Genomic DNA, 19,497 nt, shown 5'->3' with positions numbered 1-19,497 from the left:
CAGGTTCACCGTGCAGCCGCCGAATCCGGCCCCGGTCATCCGGGCGCCGAGGCAGCCCGGCGCCTCCCATGCGGCGGCTGCCAGCGCGTCGAGTTCCGGGCCGCTGACCCGATAGTCGTCGCGCAGCGATTCGTGCGACTGCCGCATGAGTTGGCCCATCCGCACGTCGTCGCCGGCCTTCAGCGCCGCGACCGCGTCCAGAACGCGGTGCAGCTCGGTCGCCACGAGCCGGGCGGGGCTGCGCAGAGCCGCTTCGAGCCTGGCCAGCGCCGCATCGAGATCCGCCGGCGCGATGTCGACGAGCCGGGGGCCTGCGAGCTCGCGCTCGGCCTGTTCGGCCGCGGCGCGCCGCTCGTTGTAGGCGCTTTCCACCAGCCCCCGGCGCTTCCCCGAATCGGCCACGATGATCACATCGTCTCTCGGCATCGGCACCGGCGAGACGTCGAGAGTCTGGCAGTCCATCGCCAGCGCGTAGCCGCGCCGGCCGTTGGCGATGACGAGCTGGTCCATGATTCCGCTGGACACCCCGATGAACTCGTTCTCGGCGATCTGCCCGGCCTGCGCCAGTTCGGTGGGTGTGAATCCGAGGTCGAACCAGTTGTTCAGCGCCACACCGAACGCCAGCTCGATGGATGCCGACGAGCTCAGACCCGCACCGTTGGGAATGTCGCCGCGCACCCGGACGTCGAATCCGTGCGGAATCCTCGCGCCGCGTTTGCGCAGGGCGTAGGCCATGGCCACCAGATAGTTCGTCCAGCCCCGGGATTTGTCGTAGGCCGAGTCGTTGATATCGACCTCGATCGTCCCGGACTCGGGGAAGTTCACCGAGCTGCCGCGGATCAGGCTGTCGTCCCGGCCGTCGACCCACAGCCAGGTGCCGCGGTCGATGGCCATCGGCAGGACGAGGCCGCCCATGTAGTCGATGTGGTCGCCGATGAGATTCGCCCGGCCCGGTGCCTGGAACAATCGCATGTCTGCCTCTTCTCTCCGAGGGATCCCTAGAGCCGCACGACGCGCGACTCGTACGGCCCCAGGTCGCATCCCCAGAAGCTGACCGAATGGTGGGAATGGTTGAGCGCAAGGGCAATTCGTCCCTCCGGACCCGAGCGCTCGTACCACTCGAGTCCGTCCGGAGTGCGGAATCCCGGAAGTCCCGCCTCGGTGACCAGATCCCCGATCACCCGGTCGAGCGTTTCGGCATCCAACCCGCCGGCCACGTAGATGACCTGGCCGGCGCCGACGCGGTTGCGGCTGATCGCCGCCCGATCACGGAACAACGGGTCGTCGAAGCGGAACAGGACCTCGGCGCCGTCGCTGGTCGCCAGGTCGCGCCACACGTCGCACGAACCCGGGATCCCCTGGTAGTCGCCGACTCCGGCGATCGGGACGGTCTGGTCCGGTTGCAGCGATTCCACGACGTCGATGGTGATGCCGCACAGATCGCGGATCGGACCGGGCAGCGGGACACCGAGGCGCAGGTTGTTGTTGCGGTCTTTGGTGCCGGCCCGGAAGGAACAGATCAGAGTGCCGCCTGCTGTCACGAAGTCGCGCAGTTGCGCCGCGAGCTCATCGTCGATGATCTGCATGACGGGCAGTGCCACCACCCGGTAGGCGCTCAGGTCGCGGCCGGCCGGGATGGCGTCGATCGCCAGGTTCAGCCGGTAGAACGGCCGGTACAGCCGCATGGCTTCGGTGACGAAGTCGAACATGATGCTCTGTGGCTGGGCGCGCCAACTCCACACGTTGTCGCAGTCGTAGAGCACGGCGACCTTCGCCTCGATCGGGGTGTCGAACACGTTGCCGTAGTCCGACAGTTCGGCGATGGTGCGCTTCACCTCGTCGTACTTGCGGCGGGCCTGGTTGTCGTGGTCGATGATGCCGAAGCAGTACTGTTCGGCGCCGCGGGTCATGCCGCGCCACCGGAACCACAGCATGCCGCGGCAGCCGTGGGCGAACGCCTGGTAGCCCCACATCTTGGCCTGCTCCGGGCGCGGCAGGTAGCCGATGATGTCGTGGCCCTGCGCGCCCATGATCTGCTCGGTGATCCAGAAGTTCTGCTGGCGCAGGCCGCGTGCGAGGTCGAGGGTGAACGCGATCTGCCCGGCCTCCACCGGTTCCTTCAGGCCACCCCACACCGGGTAGTTGTTGTAGCTGACGAAGTCCAGCGATTCCGCGTTCTCGGCATGGTCCATGAACCGGTTGAAGAATCCGCCGGCGTAATCGTGGGTCACCTGCTGGTGGGCCCCCATGTGGTCCCGGATGACCGCAACCTGTTGCGCGGCGAAGCTGTTGATCGAGTGCGAACGGTGCCGGGCCCAGTCGAGCTTCAGTGCCGGGTTGTGGGTGGTCACGGTGTGGACCGGCATCGGGATCTCGTCGAAGCCGTTGTAGGTCTGGCCCCAGAAGATGGTCCCCCAGGCCTCGTTGAGGACGTCGATGGTCCCGTACTTGCGCTCCAGGAAGGCCAGGAAGTCCGCATGCGATGCCGGGCAGTAGTCGTCGTCGGAGCCTTCATGGGCCCATTCGTTGTCCACCTGCCAGAACTTGATCGCCGGCTCGTCGGCGAAGTGACTGACGAGCCGCGTCACCAGTCGGGTGCAGTATCGCTGGTAGACAACGGAATTGAAGCTGTACTGGCGGCGACCGCCGAAGCCGCGGGCGCGCCCGTCCTGGCTCACCCCCAGGATCTCCGGATGTGCCTTGGCAAGCCAGGCGGGAAAGGTGGCGGTCGGCGTTCCGAACATGATCGCCAGCCCGCGTCCGGCGGCCCGCGCCACCACGTCGTCCCAGAAGGAGAAGTCGAACTGCCCGTCGACGGGTTCCATCATGTGCCACGCGAACTCACCGATGCGAATGATGTTGGCGCCCATGGCCGCAATGCGGTCCATGTCGGAGTCCATCATCGACTCCGGCCAGTGCTCCGGGTAATAGTCCACCCCGAAGTAGGTCGTCGGCGAATCCGGTGCCATGGCCTTATCCCGTTCCCTCGTGGGCCTGCCCCGCCGCGTGCGATTCCCAGGCCCATAGCGTCTCGGCGGTCACGGCGGCACCGGGGCTCGCCAGGACAGGTCCGGTGTTGGGGCCGTCGGGCGGACCGGACTGGGGCTCCACGCAGAATGCGTCGGCCCGCTCGTCGTAGACCACCAGATAGTCGGTGTCGGCGGTGATCCGGAGCCGCAACTGACCCGGCCAGGTGATGACCGCCGGCCAGCGCACGCCGGTGAAGCAGTCGTCCCACGGCCCGTCGGGAACCGGGACGACGGCGCCGTCCGGGATTCCGGCGGCATCGCGGCGCAGCATGCCGTCGGCGTCGAAGGCGAGCCGGGCGGGGGGCCCGTCACCGATGGTGCGGGGAAACCAGGGGTGCCATCCGATGGTCACCGGAAACGGCCGGTCGTCGGCGTGCACTTCGACCCGTTGCGCCAGCGCGTCGGGGCGCAGGACGATCTGCTGGAGCACGTGGCCCGCGAACGGCCACCGGTCGTCGAGGTCGCGGCGCAGGACCACTCGGTCGTCGCCGGCGTCGAGCACCTGCCACGGCCGGTCCATGACCAGCCCGTGCCCGGCGTGCGGGTGGGTGCGGTCGGTCGGCAGCCGGTAGGTCCGGCCCTGCAGGTGCAGTGCCCCGTCGCGGATCCGACCGGCCCACGGCGCCATGACGAACGAACCGTGCTCGACGACGCTGCGGCCACTGTCGGCCAGCAGTTCCCGGCCCGCCACCTGCAGCGAACTCAGCCGGCCGCCGCACTGCGGATCCACAACTGCGCTCGCGCGGCCGGCGGCGAGTCCCACAGTCATCCCGGCCCCCGTCCGATCACATCCGATGAGGCATCAGTGCCCCGGCCGCGGGGCCTCGTCGTGGTCGGTGTGGTGCACCACGGTGACCGGCCGGAGTCTGGCCCACCCCAGGAAGATCGCCGAGACGATCAGCAGAAAGATCCCTGCCCAGAGGTTGGCGTTGACTCCGCCCGTCTTCTGCAGTTCGGCGTCTCCGAAGAGGCCCGTAGCGGTCAGGATGAGCCCGTACAACCCCAGCAGGGTGCCGATGAAGTTGCGGATGTCCAATGCTGCGGTGGCGCGGGTCGCCTGCTGATTCTGCGTTGACATGCCAGCCCTTTCTCGGATGACGGCGTTTCTCAGATGAGGATGTTCAGGACGACGACCAGGGCCAGGGACACACAGGCCAGCGGGACGGTCCGCCGGTACCACGGCATCGTGGCCTCCTGCGGATCGCGGAGTTCCTCTTTCGGTGTTTCGGAGTAGACCAGGCCCCGCAGTTCGGAATCCGGTTTCGGCTCGGTGAACATCGAGACGATCACGCTCACGATCACGTCCACGACGAACGCCGTACTGGCGGCCACGAATGCCAGTCCCTGCCCGGGAAGCTGGAAGACGCCGACGAGGTTGGGATTGCCCAGCACCCACACGGTGATGGCGGCCAGCGTGCCGGCGACAAGGCCCACCCAGCCGGCCGTCGCGGTCATCCGCTTCCAGAACATGCCCAGGATGAAGGTGGCGAACAGCGGCGCATTGAAGAAGCCGAAGAGCGTCTGGATGTAGTCCATGATGTTGCTGAAGCTGCCGGCGATCGTCGCGGTGAAGATGGCGATGATGGTCGCGGCGGCCGTGGCGACGCGGCCGACCGACAGGTAGTAGTGGTCGGGCTTGTCCTTGACGACGTAGCGCTGCCAGAGGTCGAAACTGAACACCGTGTTGAACGCGGAGACGTTGGCCGCCATGCCGGCCATGAAGGCGGCGAGCAGGCCGGCGATGGCCAGTCCGAGCAGGCCGTTGGGCAGCACGTCGCGCATGAGCAGCAGCAGGGAGTCGTTGTAGGTGACGCCCTTGCCGGAGGCGCCCCCCGATGGCGTGCCGCCGTTCTTCAGCGCTGCGATCTCGGGCACCAGGACGGCGGCGATCATTCCCGGCAGGATGACGATGAAGGGCACCAACATCTTTGGGAATGAGCCGATGATCGGGGTCTTGCGCGCGGCCGACATGGACTCCGAAGCCATGGCACGCTGGACCTCAACGAAATTGGTGGTCCAGTAGCCGAAGGACAGCACGAATCCCAGTCCGAACACGATGCCGACCACCGAGAGGATGTTGGAGTCGAAGCCGGACAGTGCGTTACCCGGCCAGGAGTGCAGTTGCTCTTCGGCGGGAGTGATTTTAGGGTTGGCGGCCGCCGCGGAGGTGATCTTCTCTTTCAGGCCGGAGTAACCGCCCACCCGGTTGAGGCCGAGGATGGTCAGCGGCACCAGCGCCGAGACGATCACGAAGAACTGCAGGACCTCGTTGTAGATGGCGGCGGACAGCCCGCCCAGCGTGATGTAGGAGAGCACGATGGCCGCCGACACCAGCAGGGCCACCCACTGCGGCCAGCCGAGAAGGGCGTTGATGATCGTGGCCAGCAGGTAGAGGTTCACCCCGGCGACCAGCAACTGCGCCACCGCGAAGGACAGTGCGTTGACCAGATGGGCTCCGGTGCCGAAGCGCCGCAGCATGAACTCCGGGACCGACCGGACTTTCGAGCCGTAGTAGAACGGCATCATGACGACGCCGAGGAACAGCATGGCGGGAATCGCCCCGACCCAGAAGTAGTGCACCGTCGCGACCCCGATTTGAGCGCCGGTGGCCGACATGCCCATGACTTCGACGGCGCCGAGGTTGGCCGAGATGAACGCCAGACCGGTCACCCACGCCGGAAGCGAGCGCCCGGACAGGAAGAAGTCCATGGAACCCGAGACCGAACGACGCAGCACCGCTCCGATACCGAGGACGAAAGCGAAATACAGGGCGACCATGATGTAGTCGACCGCGCTGGAATCGATGAGAGCACCGCTTGAAGGACGCATGAGACTCCTCGGGCAGGCGAAAACGACTGTTTGCTCCGTCGCGCTCACCCTAGCTGCGGTCGCGGGAAACCGAAGGCGATCCGCATAGCTGCTCAGGCCTCCACGGGACGGCCCGTCACACCAATCCGAGTTGCCCGGCCTTCTCCAGGATGGTCCTGGCGCGGTTCAATCGCGGTAAGTCACTGCCGTCCTTCGGCTTCCCGCCACGGCTGCTGAACTGCCCGACGAACTCCTGCGCCCAGCTGATGTCCGAATCCGACGGGCTCAGCCCGATATTGATGGTCTCGGCGTCAGACGAACGCAGCGCGAGCTTGCCCGTCATACCCATCCGCCGGGTCAGCGCCACGCCCTCCGCCAATTGGTCGGGGTCGCGGGTCGGCCCGTCGATCGGGTCCGTTCCTAAAGCGATTCGGAAGCACGGCCGTGCCGCGGCGATGGTTCGCGGTGTCCCACATGTGATTGCCGCCTTCGGTCTTGGCCGGCACAACGCCCTTCATGCCGTGCCCTTCATGCCGTGGCAATCAGCCAGGGCCCGGCAATCCGGGGACCAGAATTCGCTTGACGCGTCGTTGAACCCGACACCCATGCCCGGGCTCCGGAGCCGAGGAAGTCCACGACCCGGTCGCGGGCTGCCTCCTTCTCGTTCGGAGCCACCGCGTCTTCCAGGTCCAGAAACACTTCGTCGGACTTGGTATGCGTCAGCACCGCATCGAGGTCAGGCTCCCGGGAGGGGTTGACGAGGAGCCAGGAGCGCGAGACCTGCGAGTTCACCACCATTGAGCCAGGCTAGATGTTTGAGCGCGTCGCACCCGGACAGTCTGGTTGATTGCGCTCGGCCCGTTGATCGGGCGCTGGCAGAATCAACCCATGCCAAATCTGTTTCGCCGTTGCGCCATCGCCGTTCTCGCGGCCGCTCCCGTTACCGCCGTGTCGCTGCTCAGCGCCGGGATCGGATCGGCAGACCCGCTGAATTGCGTCAATGGCCAATTCTGGGACCCGATCACCAACACCTGCCAGACGCCGCAGCCGGCGCAAGACTGTGCGCCCGGTGAGTACTGGAACGCGTTGTCGAACGTGTGCCGCCCGCTGGGTCAGCTCTAGGCGTCGAGCTCCGGACGCGGACTGCGGAATCGTGCGCGCGGGCACGAGACGTCGCCATGTCTCCCGCATGGACACCTGGACCGGCCCTAGCCTCGGCATCAATGGCGGCAGTTGGCTCGGGATCAAATCCGTTCGTGTTAGCGTTAGCCACGACCAGCCGGCCACGACTGAACACGGCACCCGGAAAGCGCCTCTACAGGGGGAAAGATGAGTACAGCTGGCGTCCGGTTCGCTGGCCTGGGTGCTCTCGGGGCTTCGGCGTTATTTGCTGTTTTCGCGTTGTGCGCTTCGGCGCCGGCGAACGCCGACACGGTCCTGATGGTCGGCGGGGCCGACGTCCAAGCCTTTCCCGGTGCCGAGAACGGCGTCTACATGCCGGCGATCCTCGGTGGTTCGCTGTGCAAGGGCGGTAGCGGCAACCAGTGCCTCGTTGTGCCGTTCAGCGGCGCCGCGGGTGTGTTGACACCGAATAACCCGCAACCTCTGGACGCGTCGGTTGCCGCTGCGGCCGATCGGCTGGTTCAGCAGATCCTGCAGACGCCGGGTCCGAAGATAGCCGTCGGGTATTCGGCCGGAGCCCCCGTTGTGGAAGAGGCGGCGGCGCGCCTGAACACCGATCCGAACGGACCGCCGGCCGACGAACTGTCGTTGATCACGGTGGGCAACATCAATGACGGACTCGAGCAGATGGTTCCCCCGGGTACCTATCTACCGTCGATCGGCTACACCGTTCGGCCATCCACGCCGACCAAATACCGAAAGACCGTCGTCACTGAGCGCAACGACAGCCTCGCAAACTCAGTCGCCGATCCGCTGGCGCATCCCATCGAGGCGCTCAAGAGCGTGGTCGCCACCGCTAACTCCCATCTGGGATATTTCAACCCGGATATTGATCTGGCCAATCCGTCCTATCCGGTGAGCCACGACGGCAACGTCACCCGTGTGGTGTTACCGGGCAACGCGGGTAATCCAGCACCGACGCAGGCACCTCGCGACCCGAACCAACCTCAAGGTGCCTATCCGCTGCCGCCGTGGGTGGTGGATCAGTTCATCAGTGCCGCAGCGCCGACGTTCGCATCAGCCGTGAACGACGACAAAGACCAACTGGTCGAAAAGCTGCTGCCTGTTCTTCTGGAGCATCCGGAAATGTTCGACGGCATCCCGGCACTCGCATCACTGGGCGCAGCGAAACCCGCGACCGCCCCGGGATCGTGAAGGCACCGCTACCACCCGGTCCACGGCTGCCGACGCTTGTCCAATCCGCTCTGCTGCGTTTTTTCTGGCCGCGTTTCCTGGCCGCATGTGAACGCCGCTACGGCACGACGTTCACCCTCTCAGTGACGTCCCTCGGCCCCGTGGTGTTCCTGGCCGACCCCGGTGACATCAAGGAGGTGTTCACCGGCGACGACCTCTCCTACCGCGCGGGTGAGGCGAACGCGGTGTTACGGGGGCTGCTGGGTGACAACTCCCTGCTCGTGCTTGACGGCGAACCGCATCGGGAATGGCGCCGGTTGCTGCTGCTCGCCCTGGGGCGCGACGCCGTCGCCCGGCACACCGACATGATCAGTGACGTGACCGCCACGAACGTCTCCGGTTGGCCGATTGCTCGCCCCTTTCCGGTGGCGCAACGAATGGAGCAGATCACGCTGGAGGTCATCCTGCGCGCTGTGGTCGGTGCCACCAACCCGGCGCGTCTCACGCAATTGCGCGAGGTGATACCGAGGATCCTGAACATGCATCCTTTCGCGACACTGGCGGTGGCGTATCCCGCTCTGCGACAACGACTCCCATGGAGGTCGGTCCATCGGGATTTCGAGGTGCTCGACCGCATTCTGCTGGCCGAGATCGCCGCGCGCCGCGCTGACCCGGACCTGGACGCGCGAACCGACACGCTGGCCGTATTGGTGCGCACCGCGCCCGGCAGCACCGACGCCGAACTGCGCGACCAATTGCTGACACTTCTGCTTGCAGGGCACGACACGACCGCCGCCGCGCTGTCGTGGACGTTGGAGCGTTTGGTCAGGAATCCGATGGTCCTGGCGGAAGCCCGGCGCGCGGCCCATGCCAGCGCCGCCGGCGACCCGTCCGGAGATGACTACCTTGACGGTCTTCTGAAGGAATCGCTGCGGATTCGCCCGGTGGTGTTCACTGTCGCGCGGGTGATTCACCGCCCCGTCGAACTTGCCGGCTACTCGCTACCGCCGGGGGTAACCGTTGCACCCGCAATCGGACTGGTTCACGCAAGCCCCGAGTCGTTTCCCGATCCGGCCCGGTTCGCACCAGAGAGGTTCACCTCCGATCGCGTCAGGCCTGGCACGTGGATACCGTTCGGTGGCGGAGACCGTCGCTGCCCGGGTGCCGCGTTCGCCATGCTCGAGATGCGGATTGTGTTGCGCGAGGTGCTTTGCCGGGTGGATTTCGATTCCGTCCAGGACGGCGGCGAACGTCCACGGGTCAAACACGTCACGTTGGTGCCCCGCCGTGGCGCCCGTCTCAGCGTCGGGTCGGTGAGGCGAGGCGGTGCGCGGGACCCCGATGATGCTTCGCGGCTGCATCAGCGGCGTTGACCGCCTGCGGCAGCCCATCCGTGGTGTGAAACCCGCCCGTCGGGCCGGGGGAGCAATAGGGTGTCGCGACATGGGGAGAGCACTGGGCCGTCCGGTAGCCGTGGTCGGCGCAAGCTGTGTCGCGATGTCGCTATTCGGGTCCGCCTCCGCCCACGCCGACGACACCAAGACATGCATGCCCTGGTACGGCTACTCGGTGTGCTTCCAGCAGTCGGACACCACCTGGTGGATGTGCAACCCGGGCTGTTCCCAGATCCCACCGCCGGTGCGTCCGTTTCCCGGCCTGCCCCCGGAACTGCCTCCGGGCGCGCCGCCCCCGCCTCCTCCCAGCCCGACACCGCCGCCACCGCCCTGGCCGGAGCCGCCGCCGATATTTCCCGGATGCTGGGTCATCAACGGGTGCACTCCGAATCCCTGGGATCCGAACTCGTCGAGCCCGCCCTTCCTCTACATCCCCACCCCTGTTTTCTAGCGGAGCTCAGGCGGCGAGACCGAAGTCGTCCTGATAGCCGCCGGGCGGGTCGTCGAACGCCCTCCCCGCACGGCGACGGTTTGGTGTTGCGGCTTCCAAGCCGTTCCACGGTCACACCGGAGGTCGGGTCGCGACTCCGTCAAGTGCTTCGGCCTGATCCGCGAATGTGCTCAGTGCGTAGGCCAGGTCCCGGGCCTGGGTCGGCGTGAGGTCGGCGGTGATCGCCGGCTGTGGGTGGTCGGGGATGGTGGTGCCTCGGATGCGTAGGGCGACGCCGCTGACAGTGGTTCCGGTGCGGTGTTGGATACCGGTGAGCAATGCGGCGGTGTTGCCGATCGCTATGGGATCGGTGCCGTATACGCGGTCGCCGTAGTCGGTGTTCCATTCGCCGGTCCATGTCGTTCCGGGAGGCGCGGCGGGTAGGTCGGTCATCCGTGCAGTCTGCTCCACTCGACGCCGACAGCACGCCCGAGGCGGGTTAGTCTGAGGCCCCCAGTGAAGGAGTGGCCGATGTCAACCAGGGCGGCCATCAGCGGAATTCCCCGGGTGGATCTGCAAAGCCGCGGTCCGTGGCGGCGGAGGCTCTGGTGGTTGGCCGGCGGCGGCCCGTTATTCATCAGTAAGCCCGTTTTGGCACTGTGGCGGAAGTACGCCGCCCCGGTGGAGGCCCGAGTGGTCGAAGCAAGCGGTGGCCGACTGAAACTCAACCCGGCCGTGCCGATCGTCGTGCTGACGACGACGGGGGCGAAGACCGGACAGCGTCGCGACGTCCCGCTGGCCTACTTCACCGACGGCGACGACGTCGTCCTCATCGCGTCGAACTACGGCAGCGGCCGCTATCCCGGCTGGTATCACAACCTGCGCGCACACCCCGAGTGCGCGCTGCGGATCGGTCCCAGGGGTGGTGCATTCACGGCGACCGAGGCCCGGGGCGCTGACCGGGACCGGCTCTACCACCTCGCGGCAGACCGCCTCAACCACGTGTTCGCCCTGCACGATAAACGAAGCGGCGCTGACTGGACCATCCCGGTGATGCGACTGACGCCCGCGGCCGGCGCCGGCTGAGACGCCGGGCCGTACTACCCGGGGGCGCGGACACGCGCGGCCGGCTTTCTCGGCTACACCGAACAGAGCGCGCTCAACCGTTCCCGACGACGGCGGTTCGACAAGACACCGCTGACCTGATGGTTTCGGAGATTCAGTCAGAGGTCTAGCGTGAGCGGAATGGGTTTGTTCAGCCATGCGGAGTTCCAGGACCCGGCCGGTGGCCATGCTGGCGGCGCTAGTGGTGGAGTCGTTGCGAGGGCTCGCGGTGCTGAGGTAGACGGATTCGGGGCCGATGATCCTGTGGTGGTGGGTCCGGGGTTGGCACCCGAGGATGGTTCGTGCGGTCAGTTCGCCGTGCAGTTTCACGTCTCCACCTCGATGCTGCTCGGGTTGAAACGTATTGCCGACATGCGTGGGGTGAGCGTGCCCGAGGTGTGCCGGCAGGTGGTCGGTGTGTTTGTGGCCCAGCAGGAGGGCGAGTTGGGCGCGTTGCTCGACGCTGAGGCCGAGGTGGCTGACTACCGGCCGAGTTTGGGTCAGTCGTAGTCGCGCCGTATGCGGGCCGAGCAGTACGGGCCGGGCGTACCTAAGATCGTCCTACGGTCAAGAGTGTCACCCAGGGCTCACTCCGATCCTGCCTCAGAGCCGATGAAGGAGCTTCCATGACCACCTCCGTCGCCGGTTCAGGCCGAAGCCGGCGGTCGCGCCTTCGCGCGTCAGGCTGGGCTGTCGTCGGGGTTGCCGCCCTGGCTGTCACCAATCTCGCCGCATGCGGGGGGCGGGACTCCGAACCAGCGGCGTACCCCGATCATGAGATCACCTTCGTGGTGCCCTACACAGCCGGTGGACCGACCGACACCGTCACCCGGCTGATCGCGGAGCCCATGGGCGACAAGCTCGGCCAGCAGATCGTGGTCAAAAACGTTACGGGCGCCGGCGGCACCGTCGCGGCCGGACAGGTTGCCGACGCCAAGGCCGATGGCTACGAGGTGCTGGTCCACAACATCGCCATGTCCACGGCACCCGCGCTCTACCCCGACCTGCCCTACGACCCGCTGGTGGACTTCAAGCCGATAGGCCTGGTCACCGATGTACCGATGACGATCGTCGCCCGTAAGGACCTCCCCCCGACGACGCTGGAGGATCTGGTCGCCTACGTCAAGAGCAACGCCGACACCCTCACCCTCGCCCACGCCGGGGGCGGCTCCCAGCTGTGCGGATTGCTGATCGAGCAGGCGATCGGCGCCGACCTGACCGAGGTCCCGTACGACGGCACCGGCCCCGCGCTCACGGATCTGGTCGGTGGCCAGGTCGACTTCATGTGCGACCAGACGACCAACACCGCGGGGCAGATCCGGTCCGGGGCGATCAAGGCCTATGCGGTGACCACCCCGAAGCGGGTCGAGGCGCTTCCGGACCTTCCGACAACCGCTGAGGCGGGTCTTCCGGAGGTCCAGGTTGCCGTCTGGCACGGGCTCTACGTGCCGGCGGAGACCCCCGACGGAGTCGTCGCCAAGCTCACCGAGGCCCTGAAGTTCGCCCTCGCGGACCCGAAGGTCATCGACAAGATGGCCGATCTCGGCACCACCCCGGTGGCTGGGGACCAGGTGACCCCCGGCGCCCACCGGGCCAAACTCACCGAGCAGATCGAACTGTGGACACCGATCATCAAGGGCGCCGGGGTCAAGGGCGGATGAGCGAGGACCCGGTTGCGTCGGGGACGGCGGCTCCCCGGCCGGGCGTCCCCGACATGCTGGCAGGCGGCACCTTCGTCGTACTCGGCCTGGCCTTCGCACTCGGGGGCAGGACGTACGGAATGGGGTCGACGCCGGCGATGGGACCCGGCTATCTGCCGGTCGCGCTCGGCGTCATCCTCACCATCCTGGGCGCGTTCATCACCCTGCAGGGCTTCCGCGGAGGCAACCCGCACGACGGCGAGGCAGCGGACGAGCGGGGACCGGTGCCCTGGGCGCGCGGAGGCATGCTCGTCGCCGGGATCGTGTTCTTCGGTGCGACTGTCGAGGGGCTCGGGCTCGCGCCGGCGCTGTTGGTGACGACGTTCGTCGCCGCGCTGGCATGCCGCGGCGTGAGTGCGCTGAAGGCACTGGCCATCTCGGGCGGCCTGACGTTGCTCTGTCTCGGCATCTTCATCGGGTTGCTCCGGTTGCGCCTGCCGCTGTTGGGCGACTGGCTCGGGGGCTAGAGTTTGGATCTTTCCGGACTGGCACTGGGGCTCGAGACGGCCCTCCTGCCGAGCAACATCCTGATCTGTCTGCTCGGCGTCACGCTCGGCACCATGGTCGGCGTTCTCCCGGGCATCGGGCCAACCGCCACCGTCGCGCTGCTGCTCCCGATCACCTTCACCCTCGACCCGATCGCGTCGCTGATCATGCTGGCCGGCATCTACTACGGCGCGCAGTACGGCGGCTCGACGACCGCGATTCTCATCAACCTTCCGGGCGAGTCCTCGGCCGCGGTCACCGCGCTGGACGGCTACCAGATGGCGCGACAGGGCAGAGCCGGCCCGGCGCTCGCCACTGCGGCGCTGGGCTCCTTCTTCGCCGGGACCGTCGCGACCGTCGTCGTCGCGCTGTTCGCTCCGCCGATGGCCTCCGTGGCGCTCAAGTTCGGCCCGGCCGACTACTTCTCGCTCGTCGTTCTGGGCCTGGTCGTTTCCATCGCGCTCGCCAGCGGCTCGACGGCGAAGGCGCTGGCGATGATCGTGCTGGGGCTGCTGCTCGGCACCGTCGGCCAGGACCTCTTCTCCACCGGAGTTCCTCGGTTCACCTTCGGCATCCGCGAGCTCTACCAGGGACTCGACTTCGTCTCGATTGCGGTCGGCCTGTTCGGCCTGGCAGAGATCATCCGCAACCTGGAACGCCGTCAGACCCACAGCGTGATGAGCACGAAGGTGCAGGGCCTGTGGCTCAGCCGCGAAGACTTCCGCCGGATCCGGATGCCGGTGCTGCGTGGCACCGCGATTGGCTCGGCGCTCGGCGTCCTGCCCGGCGGTGGGCACGTCCTGGCGGCGTTCACGTCGTACTCGGTGGAGAAGCGGGTGTCGAAGCACCCCGAGAACTTCGGCCGGGGCGCCATCGAGGGCGTTGCCTCGCCCGAGTCGGCGAACAACGCCGCGGCGCAGACCTCCTTCATTCCGCTGCTCACGTTGGGACTGCCGGTGCACCCGGTGATGGCGCTGCTCGTCGGGGCGTTCATCATCCAGGGGATCGCGCCCGGACCCAACGTCATCAACGATGAGCCGGCGCTGTTCTGGGGCCTGATCGCGTCGTTCTGGGTGGGCAACCTGCTGTTGGTACTGCTGAACCTGCCGCTCATCGGCCTGTGGGTACGGCTGATTTCGGTTCCGTCCGAAGTGCTGTTCCCGGCGATCATCGCCTTCGCCACCATCGGTTGCTTCTCGCTCGGTCTGAACCCCTGGGACGTTTACGTGGTCGCGATCATCGGTGTGGTCGGCTACTTTCTGATCCGCTGGGGATGCGAGGCCGTGCCACTGCTGTTCGGCTTCGTCCTCGCGCCGTTGTTGGAGGAGAACCTGCGGCGCGCGTTGATCATCTCCCGGGGCGACCTGAGCGTGTTCGTGACCAGGCCGATCTCGGCTGTGCTGCTGTCCCTCGCCCTGGTCGCGCTGGTCATCGCGATCCTGCCGGCAGTACGACGGAAGCGCGACGCCGTCTTCAGCGACGAGTGACCGGGGTCGGCGTGCGGCCATCCCGCTGAGGCCGCGACGCCACAGGATGAACTTCCAGATGTAGCGCGCGATAGTGGCCAGGACGACGAGCAGTCCCAGCCATAGCTAGACTCCGCCGAGCATCGTGAAGGGTTCGTCCCGGGGGCCGAGATGCACGTCGGCGGCGAGGACTCTCAGGAGTCAGCGATGAACTCCAGCCGGGTGATCGGTTGGCCGGTGAGCGCGGCGATGGTGTCGAAATCTTTGTCGACATGCAAGACGTGCAAGCCGGAGAGTTCGGCACTGGCCGCGATGATGAGGTCGGGGATCGACGGGCCGCGGTGCTGCCCCCGGTCGGCCAGCAGCATCTGAACCTCCAGAGCGCGGTCCTCAATCTTCGGAGTCAGGTATTCGACAGGCATTGCCGCCAGAGGGGACGAACGGAACTCGCGCCTGGCTACGTCGCCGGACTGGGCTGAATACCCGATTTCCAATCGGGTTACGTTGCTGATGCGAACCAAACCACGGTGGATGCGGTTGCTCCACAGGTCCGGATCAGTGCACATCGCGAGGCGTGCCAGCGCCGACTTGTCGATAATCCATGTCGGCTCGCTCACTGCCACGCCTCGCGCATAAGCCCCTCGTCGGTGAGCCCGGCCGCAGTCACCCCGAATCGCTGCAAATCGTCACGGGATACGGGAACCCGCGCGGAGCGCGCGTCCTGGGCGAGCCGGCGGCGGATGTACTCGACACGTGACAAGCCCAGCGCCTCGGCGTGCGCGTCGAGCCCGGCGAGCACGTCGTCGGGAACGTCGCGGATCAGTACGTCGCTCACAGGTGGATGATATCACCTGATATCGCGGCGTTGCCCAACAACCGCTTGGCAGCAGATCGGCGCCATGCGCCGTCGCCAGCTGCATGACCGAAGTCGGGAAAGTCGGGACCTCGGCGTGCCGCCGGGAGGACAAGCGGCCCAACTCACGCGGAGCGGTGGCTTGACTGGCTGCCCTCTGGCGGGTGTTACTAGGTTGCGGCTGGCGATGACCGAGTAACTGTTGACACAACTCATGCGGTGAGTACGACCTGATCGGAGCGACCATGGCCCTGCCCGAACCATCACCGGCGTCGGCCTGTTTGATCACCGGAGCGTCATCAGGTATCGGGCTCGAGATCGCTCGTGCGCTCGCCAAGCGTGGCCAGAACCTTGTGCTGCTCGCTCGGCGCGTCGACCGGCTCGAAAGCCTGGCGTCGGAACTGTCCGACGAGTTCGGTGTCCGGGTCGAGGTACTCGGGTGCGACATCAGCGACCCGGCAGCGCGCGCCGAGGTGCCCGGGAGCGTCGCCCAGCTCGGTCTCACGATCGAGCTGCTGGTCAACAACGCGGGTTACGGCACGGCGGGCAAGTTCGTCGAGCTCAACCCCGAACGCGAGGTTGGCATGGTCCGCGTCAACGTCGAGGCGGTCACCGCCTTGTGCAGTGCGTTCGTCCCGCCCATGGTGGAACGCGGCCGTGGAGCGGTGCTCAACGTCGCCTCAACGATCGCATTCCAACCGATGCCCGGCCAGGCCGGTTATGCGGCGACGAAAGCGTACGTGCTCTCCTTCACTCAGGCGCTGGGCACCGAGCTGCACGGGACCGGAGTTACTGCCACGGCGCTGTGCCCCGGGCCGGTGAAAACTGAGTTCATGGACGAGCCCGGCATGGAGGAAAGCGCATCGGCGCTACCCAAGCCGATGTGGCTGGACCCGGCCGAGGTCGCCGAGGCCGGTGTTCGCGGCGTAGAGCGCGGCACCGGGATCGTCGTCCCCGGCGTGGCCAACGCCGTCACCCGCCTGATCGGCCGGCACACGCCGCGGTGGCTGCTGCTCGGCACGATCCGGCGGTTGACCGGCACAGGGTGAAGCGAATCGCTTTGCTGGGCTCACGACGTACTCCTCGGCGAGGCTGGCGGCCTAGCACAACCCCCGTTCAAAACCCTCAGAGTTCCAAAACGATGCGCAGAGCCGCATCCACTCGGCGCAGCTCCTCGAAGGTTAGGAAACCAACGCTTTTTCCCAGCCTGCCCGGGTCGACCGCTGCCGTCTGCTCAGCAAGTACCCGGGTATTCGTACCAGCCACGTCCACTTCAGGCCGAAAACTCGCAGCACGAGCCGACGTCGACGTCGGTGCCACCAGCCAAGTCGACAACGGCAGTTGATCCGACTGGACTACGACGGCATAGCGAGATCCGGATTGCTCATGACCACGCATCCTCCGCGGCGCGTGCAACTCAAAGACCTCACCACGCACGCAACGTCTCCATATCACGCAATACTTGCATCGACTCCGCGCGGTCCCACTCATCTGCAGCAAGGCTCTCCGCCTCGGCGCGAATCGCAGCACCAGCCTTCCGCCGCGCGGCATCGATAAGGGCGGCCCGAACGACCGCGGACACGGGCGAGCCGTCCCTGGTCAAAACCTCCAGCGCCCTCGAAGTGTCCTCATCCGGGCGGAATGTAATCGTGTCAGCCATAAGAACCAGTGTACGACGCTCCGTAAGACACATCAGAATTTCCGCACCGCCCTAGCCCGTCAAGCAGCAACGGTTGCGCAGTTTTGCCATTGTTCCCGACGCGCCTCAAGGGCTTGTCAATCTTGGTTGCAAAGGCGGGCCTGTACACAGGCCGCGGAAACCCCGGCGACCCGTGCTCGTCAGACCTTCAGAGTCGGCGTCAACGCGGCACTGAGGATCTCCGCGTCACGGGTGGCGATGGTCAGGCCGCGCCGCGCGGCTTGGGCCACGATCATCCGGTCGAACGGGTCGCGAAGATCCCACCGCAGCCGGCCGGCGACGATCGCGTCGGCACCTTCGATCGCCAGTTCGGTCAGGCCCATCGCGGCGATGATCTCCGGCCACGCCGAGAGCAGCGGCTCCCCATCGAGTCGCCCGAGGCGGGTCTTGATCGCGATCTCCCAGGCCGTGGCGGCTGAGACGGCGACGTTGCGGGCGGGGTCGCTGATCACCTCGCGGGCACGGGCCGACACCTCACCGGGCACACTCACCAGCCACAGCAGCGTGGGGGTATCCAGAAGGATCGCCTTGTGAACAACCAGCGGCGTGGGCTCGTCACCCGCCGGCGTGTCCGCCACCGGTGGCTCCCTCCCACGCGACCAGTTCCGATGCCGGCAGCGGCTCGTCGAAATCGGCACCGATCACCATGTTCGGAAGCTGCCCAAAGGACCGCGGCCGCGGCTGCAGGGGCGAGAGAACGGCCACCGGCCGGCCCCGGCTGGTGATCGTCACCGGCGAACCGGTGCGCTCGACCTCCGCGAGCAGCGCGTTGAGCTGGGCCTTCGCCTCAGTGCTCGACACGGTCCTCATAACCCGTGGATATAGCTATCTGACCAATCGGACTAGTTGATCGCGTCATTAAGATCCGTTGGTGAGCCATCGAGGTTGACCCCAAGGGGAACGCACTGGCCGGACGGGGCCATCATCATGCCGGCCTCGCAAATGTTGGCCGGACCTGCGGCGGGCTGTGATGGGGGGGCTTCCGTTCTGTCGGCCCCTGTGCCCGCCACGGCGTCCTTGTAGGTGCAAACGCCAGCGATCAGGATCGCGTCAACCGGACATTCGCCGACTTTGTTGTCGTCGAAGGGGACGCACTGGTCGGTCTGGTTCATCGCAAGACCGTCCGCGCACTGCAGTTCATCAGCCGAAGCTGCTCCGGGCAGTAGAGCAGTGGCAAAAGCGACTACCGGACCCACCGCAATGAGACCGATGAACATGCGCCGAACTAACCTCATCACACACGACTCCCTTCGCTGACGAGACCTTGTGTGGACCGCCATCATGGCACGATATTGTCCCCACGGACGAGCTAGCCCGCTTATCACGCGAGATGCCGATGTTGCCGGATGTCGATCGTGTCCTCGCCAATTTGTCTCATGAACGATGTCATTTCCTACCGGACCCCCCATGGCGAGATGGGGATTCCTCTTCGGCGCACGGTGTTGCGCAGCCGCCTGCAGGGTTTGATTTGTCACGTGACGCGACTCCGTCACCCGGGCGACTCGGTCACTCGGGCCAAATCATCGGGGTACGCGCGAATGCGGTCATCACTCCTGTTTTGTAACTATTCCGAGTTCCGTTCTAGCGCAGGGCATGTAGATATCAGCGCCAAAGATCCAATACGCGCCGCAGTCCCCGATCGACTTCGTCCATGATATTGGCCGGTACGTTGCCGATGCGATCCGACAGGTCTGTCTTGTTGAGCGTGACGAGTGCCGTGACATTGACAACTGAATCGCGCGAGAGTCCCGTTGCTCCGGCGGGTAGAAACACGTTGCCCGGCATCGCCTCGAAGGCTGTGTTCGAGGTGATCACCGCGGTAAGCACGGTTGCAAGTCGGCTGGCGTTGTACGGGTCGGATTGGATCACCAGCACGGGCCGGCTCTTGGCTGGCCGGCTGCCGGACGGCGCTCCCAGCACAACAACAGCAGCAGAGAAGAAGAAGCAGTCCACCAAGAGGCCGGCCATATCATCACGGTCACCCCAAACCGTGCAAATGCAACCGGCCGTCCCGATTTCGTTTCACAAATGAAGCGCGTATGAAACCAAAACTGGGATTATGAAGTCAAAATCGCGAACCTACAACGCAGCGCTACTGCCTAGCCATATTGGTAAACCGCGACAAATGCAACTGATGCGCGACGGTCACCGTACGCGTCGGGCCGTTACGGTGTTTCGCCACAATGAGATCCGCCTCGCCACCGCGGGGGTC

General features: G+C 66.3%; 25 protein-coding genes and 1 pseudogene. 10 read left to right on the top strand and 16 right to left on the bottom strand.

All coding sequences use genetic code 11. The features are described from left to right. The 6 genes and pseudogenes from galK to ACKOQ4_RS15605 all read right to left on the bottom strand — a co-directional run. Positions 1-972 (bottom strand): galactokinase (gene galK / locus ACKOQ4_RS15630; protein ID WP_526293448.1); only part of this gene is annotated, 972 nt, incomplete at its 3' end. Positions 973-998: 26 nt separating this feature from the next. Further along, positions 999-2,969 carry a beta-galactosidase gene (locus ACKOQ4_RS15625; RefSeq protein WP_526293446.1) on the bottom strand — a complete coding sequence of 657 codons (1,971 nt, stop codon included), beginning with the start codon at positions 2,967-2,969 and terminating at the stop codon, positions 999-1,001. A 4-nt stretch (positions 2,970-2,973) separates the two neighbouring features. Beyond that, positions 2,974-3,798, bottom strand: a complete 825-nt coding sequence (locus ACKOQ4_RS15620) for an aldose 1-epimerase (protein ID WP_526293444.1) — start codon at positions 3,796-3,798, stop codon at positions 2,974-2,976. 33 nt (positions 3,799-3,831) lie between these two features. Further along, a complete protein-coding gene (locus tag ACKOQ4_RS15615) occupies positions 3,832-4,107 on the bottom strand; it encodes a hypothetical protein (protein ID WP_526293442.1) in 276 nt (91 codons plus the stop codon). Between the two features lie 29 nt (positions 4,108-4,136). Beyond that, positions 4,137-5,858, bottom strand: coding sequence for a sodium:solute symporter family protein (locus ACKOQ4_RS15610; RefSeq protein WP_526293440.1), 1,722 nt, complete (start codon positions 5,856-5,858; stop codon positions 4,137-4,139). Between the two features lie 115 nt (positions 5,859-5,973). Next, positions 5,974-6,635 (bottom strand): annotated as a pseudogene (locus tag ACKOQ4_RS15605) (aldolase/citrate lyase family protein). Positions 6,636-6,698: 63 nt separating this feature from the next. Between ACKOQ4_RS15605 and ACKOQ4_RS15600 the strand changes: the two are divergent. The 4 genes from ACKOQ4_RS15600 (at position 6,699) to ACKOQ4_RS15585 (ending at position 9,998) form a co-directional block, all read left to right on the top strand. Continuing rightward, positions 6,699-6,959: a hypothetical protein gene (locus ACKOQ4_RS15600; protein WP_526293438.1), complete on the top strand. Its 261-nt coding sequence runs from the start codon at positions 6,699-6,701 to the stop codon at positions 6,957-6,959. A gap of 207 nt (positions 6,960-7,166) precedes the next feature. Then, positions 7,167-8,174: a PE-PPE domain-containing protein gene (locus tag ACKOQ4_RS15595; RefSeq protein WP_526293436.1), complete on the top strand. Its 1,008-nt coding sequence runs from the start codon at positions 7,167-7,169 to the stop codon at positions 8,172-8,174. Continuing rightward, entirely contained in the window at positions 8,171-9,526 is a 1,356-nt protein-coding gene (locus tag ACKOQ4_RS15590; protein ID WP_526293434.1) for a cytochrome P450, read from the top strand. The genes ACKOQ4_RS15595 and ACKOQ4_RS15590 overlap by 4 nt, the downstream gene beginning before the upstream one ends. Before the next feature lie 70 nt (positions 9,527-9,596). After that, positions 9,597-9,998, top strand: a complete 402-nt coding sequence (locus ACKOQ4_RS15585) for a hypothetical protein (protein ID WP_526293432.1) — start codon at positions 9,597-9,599, stop codon at positions 9,996-9,998. 111 nt (positions 9,999-10,109) lie between these two features. Here the strand turns inward: ACKOQ4_RS15585 and ACKOQ4_RS15580 are convergent, their stop codons facing one another. After that, the gene (locus ACKOQ4_RS15580; RefSeq protein ID WP_526293430.1) at positions 10,110-10,430 is read right to left on the bottom strand and encodes a hypothetical protein; all 321 of its coding nucleotides are present in this window, start codon (positions 10,428-10,430) and stop codon (positions 10,110-10,112) included. A 198-nt stretch (positions 10,431-10,628) separates the two neighbouring features. On the opposite strand from ACKOQ4_RS15580, the gene ACKOQ4_RS15575 reads away from it, so the two are divergent. The 5 genes from ACKOQ4_RS15575 to ACKOQ4_RS15555 all read left to right on the top strand — a co-directional run bounded on the left by ACKOQ4_RS15575 (position 10,629) and on the right by ACKOQ4_RS15555 (position 14,754). Then, positions 10,629-11,063, top strand: a complete 435-nt coding sequence (locus ACKOQ4_RS15575; protein ID WP_526293428.1) for a nitroreductase/quinone reductase family protein — start codon at positions 10,629-10,631, stop codon at positions 11,061-11,063. 159 nt (positions 11,064-11,222) lie between these two features. Beyond that, positions 11,223-11,591, top strand: coding sequence for a hypothetical protein (locus ACKOQ4_RS15570; protein WP_526293426.1), 369 nt, complete (start codon positions 11,223-11,225; stop codon positions 11,589-11,591). A 116-nt stretch (positions 11,592-11,707) separates the two neighbouring features. Further along, entirely contained in the window at positions 11,708-12,742 is a 1,035-nt protein-coding gene (locus tag ACKOQ4_RS15565; RefSeq protein WP_526293424.1) for a tripartite tricarboxylate transporter substrate-binding protein, read from the top strand. Next, positions 12,739-13,248 carry a tripartite tricarboxylate transporter TctB family protein gene (locus ACKOQ4_RS15560; RefSeq protein WP_526293422.1) on the top strand — a complete coding sequence of 170 codons (510 nt, stop codon included), beginning with the start codon at positions 12,739-12,741 and terminating at the stop codon, positions 13,246-13,248. The genes ACKOQ4_RS15565 and ACKOQ4_RS15560 overlap by 4 nt, the downstream gene beginning before the upstream one ends. 3 nt (positions 13,249-13,251) lie before the next feature. Next, on the top strand, positions 13,252-14,754 hold the full coding sequence (locus ACKOQ4_RS15555; RefSeq protein ID WP_526293420.1) for a tripartite tricarboxylate transporter permease: 1,503 nt from the start codon (positions 13,252-13,254) through the stop codon (positions 14,752-14,754). Between the two features lie 173 nt (positions 14,755-14,927). Here the strand turns inward: ACKOQ4_RS15555 and ACKOQ4_RS15550 are convergent, their stop codons facing one another. Together ACKOQ4_RS15550 and vapB are read right to left on the bottom strand one after the other, a co-directional pair. Continuing rightward, a complete protein-coding gene (locus tag ACKOQ4_RS15550; protein ID WP_526293452.1) occupies positions 14,928-15,299 on the bottom strand; it encodes a PIN domain nuclease in 372 nt (123 codons plus the stop codon). 47 nt (positions 15,300-15,346) lie between these two features. Continuing rightward, a complete protein-coding gene (vapB, locus tag ACKOQ4_RS15545) occupies positions 15,347-15,568 on the bottom strand; it encodes a type II toxin-antitoxin system VapB family antitoxin (protein WP_526293418.1) in 222 nt (73 codons plus the stop codon). Between the two features lie 263 nt (positions 15,569-15,831). Between vapB and ACKOQ4_RS15540 the strand changes: the two genes are divergently transcribed. Beyond that, the gene (locus tag ACKOQ4_RS15540) at positions 15,832-16,635 is read left to right on the top strand and encodes an SDR family NAD(P)-dependent oxidoreductase (RefSeq protein WP_526293416.1); all 804 of its coding nucleotides are present in this window, start codon (positions 15,832-15,834) and stop codon (positions 16,633-16,635) included. 76 nt (positions 16,636-16,711) lie between these two features. Here the strand turns inward: ACKOQ4_RS15540 and ACKOQ4_RS15535 are convergent, their stop codons facing one another. The 7 genes from ACKOQ4_RS15535 to ACKOQ4_RS15505 all read right to left on the bottom strand — a co-directional run. Continuing rightward, complete coding sequence (locus ACKOQ4_RS15535; protein WP_526293414.1) at positions 16,712-17,023, bottom strand: type II toxin-antitoxin system PemK/MazF family toxin; 312 nt, start codon at positions 17,021-17,023, stop codon at positions 16,712-16,714. After that, entirely contained in the window at positions 17,013-17,246 is a 234-nt protein-coding gene (locus ACKOQ4_RS15530) for a hypothetical protein (RefSeq protein ID WP_526293412.1), read from the bottom strand. The genes ACKOQ4_RS15535 and ACKOQ4_RS15530 overlap by 11 nt, the downstream gene beginning before the upstream one ends. Before the next feature lie 179 nt (positions 17,247-17,425). Then, the gene (locus ACKOQ4_RS15525) at positions 17,426-17,863 is read right to left on the bottom strand and encodes a type II toxin-antitoxin system VapC family toxin (RefSeq protein WP_526293410.1); all 438 of its coding nucleotides are present in this window, start codon (positions 17,861-17,863) and stop codon (positions 17,426-17,428) included. Beyond that, positions 17,841-18,095, bottom strand: a complete 255-nt coding sequence (locus tag ACKOQ4_RS15520) for a type II toxin-antitoxin system Phd/YefM family antitoxin (protein WP_526293408.1) — start codon at positions 18,093-18,095, stop codon at positions 17,841-17,843. Before ACKOQ4_RS15520 ends, ACKOQ4_RS15525 begins: the two co-directional genes overlap by 23 nt. 32 nt (positions 18,096-18,127) lie before the next feature. Continuing rightward, a complete protein-coding gene (locus tag ACKOQ4_RS15515; protein ID WP_526293406.1) occupies positions 18,128-18,397 on the bottom strand; it encodes a hypothetical protein in 270 nt (89 codons plus the stop codon). A 490-nt stretch (positions 18,398-18,887) separates the two neighbouring features. Continuing rightward, on the bottom strand, positions 18,888-19,253 hold the full coding sequence (locus ACKOQ4_RS15510) for a type II toxin-antitoxin system PemK/MazF family toxin (protein WP_526293404.1): 366 nt from the start codon (positions 19,251-19,253) through the stop codon (positions 18,888-18,890). A 124-nt stretch (positions 19,254-19,377) separates the two neighbouring features. Continuing rightward, positions 19,378-19,497: hypothetical protein (locus tag ACKOQ4_RS15505; RefSeq protein ID WP_526293450.1), on the bottom strand; the 120-nt coding region annotated here is incomplete at its 5' end.

Origin of the sequence: Mycobacterium sp., from assembly GCF_046095365.1 — a bacterium.
GTDB lineage: Bacteria > Actinomycetota > Actinomycetes > Mycobacteriales > Mycobacteriaceae > Mycobacterium.
This window is presented reverse-complemented; position numbering and strand designations above follow the sequence as displayed.

Excerpts from the sequence above, each read along its gene's own strand:
- ACKOQ4_RS15625 (WP_526293446.1), bottom strand. The coding sequence starts at position 2,969 with ATGGCACCGGATTCGCCGACGACCTACTTCGGGGTGGACTATTACCCG.
- ACKOQ4_RS15620 (WP_526293444.1), bottom strand. The coding sequence starts at position 3,798 with ATGACTGTGGGACTCGCCGCCGGCCGCGCGAGCGCAGTTGTGGATCCG.
- ACKOQ4_RS15615 (WP_526293442.1), bottom strand. The coding sequence starts at position 4,107 with ATGTCAACGCAGAATCAGCAGGCGACCCGCGCCACCGCAGCATTGGAC.
- ACKOQ4_RS15610 (WP_526293440.1), bottom strand. The coding sequence starts at position 5,858 with ATGCGTCCTTCAAGCGGTGCTCTCATCGATTCCAGCGCGGTCGACTAC.
- ACKOQ4_RS15595 (WP_526293436.1), top strand. The coding sequence starts at position 7,167 with ATGAGTACAGCTGGCGTCCGGTTCGCTGGCCTGGGTGCTCTCGGGGCT.
- ACKOQ4_RS15585 (WP_526293432.1), top strand. The coding sequence starts at position 9,597 with ATGGGGAGAGCACTGGGCCGTCCGGTAGCCGTGGTCGGCGCAAGCTGT.
- ACKOQ4_RS15580 (WP_526293430.1), bottom strand. The coding sequence starts at position 10,430 with ATGACCGACCTACCCGCCGCGCCTCCCGGAACGACATGGACCGGCGAA.
- ACKOQ4_RS15570 (WP_526293426.1), top strand. The coding sequence starts at position 11,223 with ATGGGTTTGTTCAGCCATGCGGAGTTCCAGGACCCGGCCGGTGGCCAT.
- ACKOQ4_RS15565 (WP_526293424.1), top strand. The coding sequence starts at position 11,708 with ATGACCACCTCCGTCGCCGGTTCAGGCCGAAGCCGGCGGTCGCGCCTT.
- ACKOQ4_RS15560 (WP_526293422.1), top strand. The coding sequence starts at position 12,739 with ATGAGCGAGGACCCGGTTGCGTCGGGGACGGCGGCTCCCCGGCCGGGC.
- ACKOQ4_RS15550 (WP_526293452.1), bottom strand. The coding sequence starts at position 15,299 with ATGTGCACTGATCCGGACCTGTGGAGCAACCGCATCCACCGTGGTTTG.
- ACKOQ4_RS15540 (WP_526293416.1), top strand. The coding sequence starts at position 15,832 with ATGGCCCTGCCCGAACCATCACCGGCGTCGGCCTGTTTGATCACCGGA.
- ACKOQ4_RS15530 (WP_526293412.1), bottom strand. The coding sequence starts at position 17,246 with ATGGCTGACACGATTACATTCCGCCCGGATGAGGACACTTCGAGGGCG.
- ACKOQ4_RS15520 (WP_526293408.1), bottom strand. The coding sequence starts at position 18,095 with ATGAGGACCGTGTCGAGCACTGAGGCGAAGGCCCAGCTCAACGCGCTG.
- ACKOQ4_RS15515 (WP_526293406.1), bottom strand. The coding sequence starts at position 18,397 with ATGAACCAGACCGACCAGTGCGTCCCCTTCGACGACAACAAAGTCGGC.
- ACKOQ4_RS15510 (WP_526293404.1), bottom strand. The coding sequence starts at position 19,253 with ATGGCCGGCCTCTTGGTGGACTGCTTCTTCTTCTCTGCTGCTGTTGTT.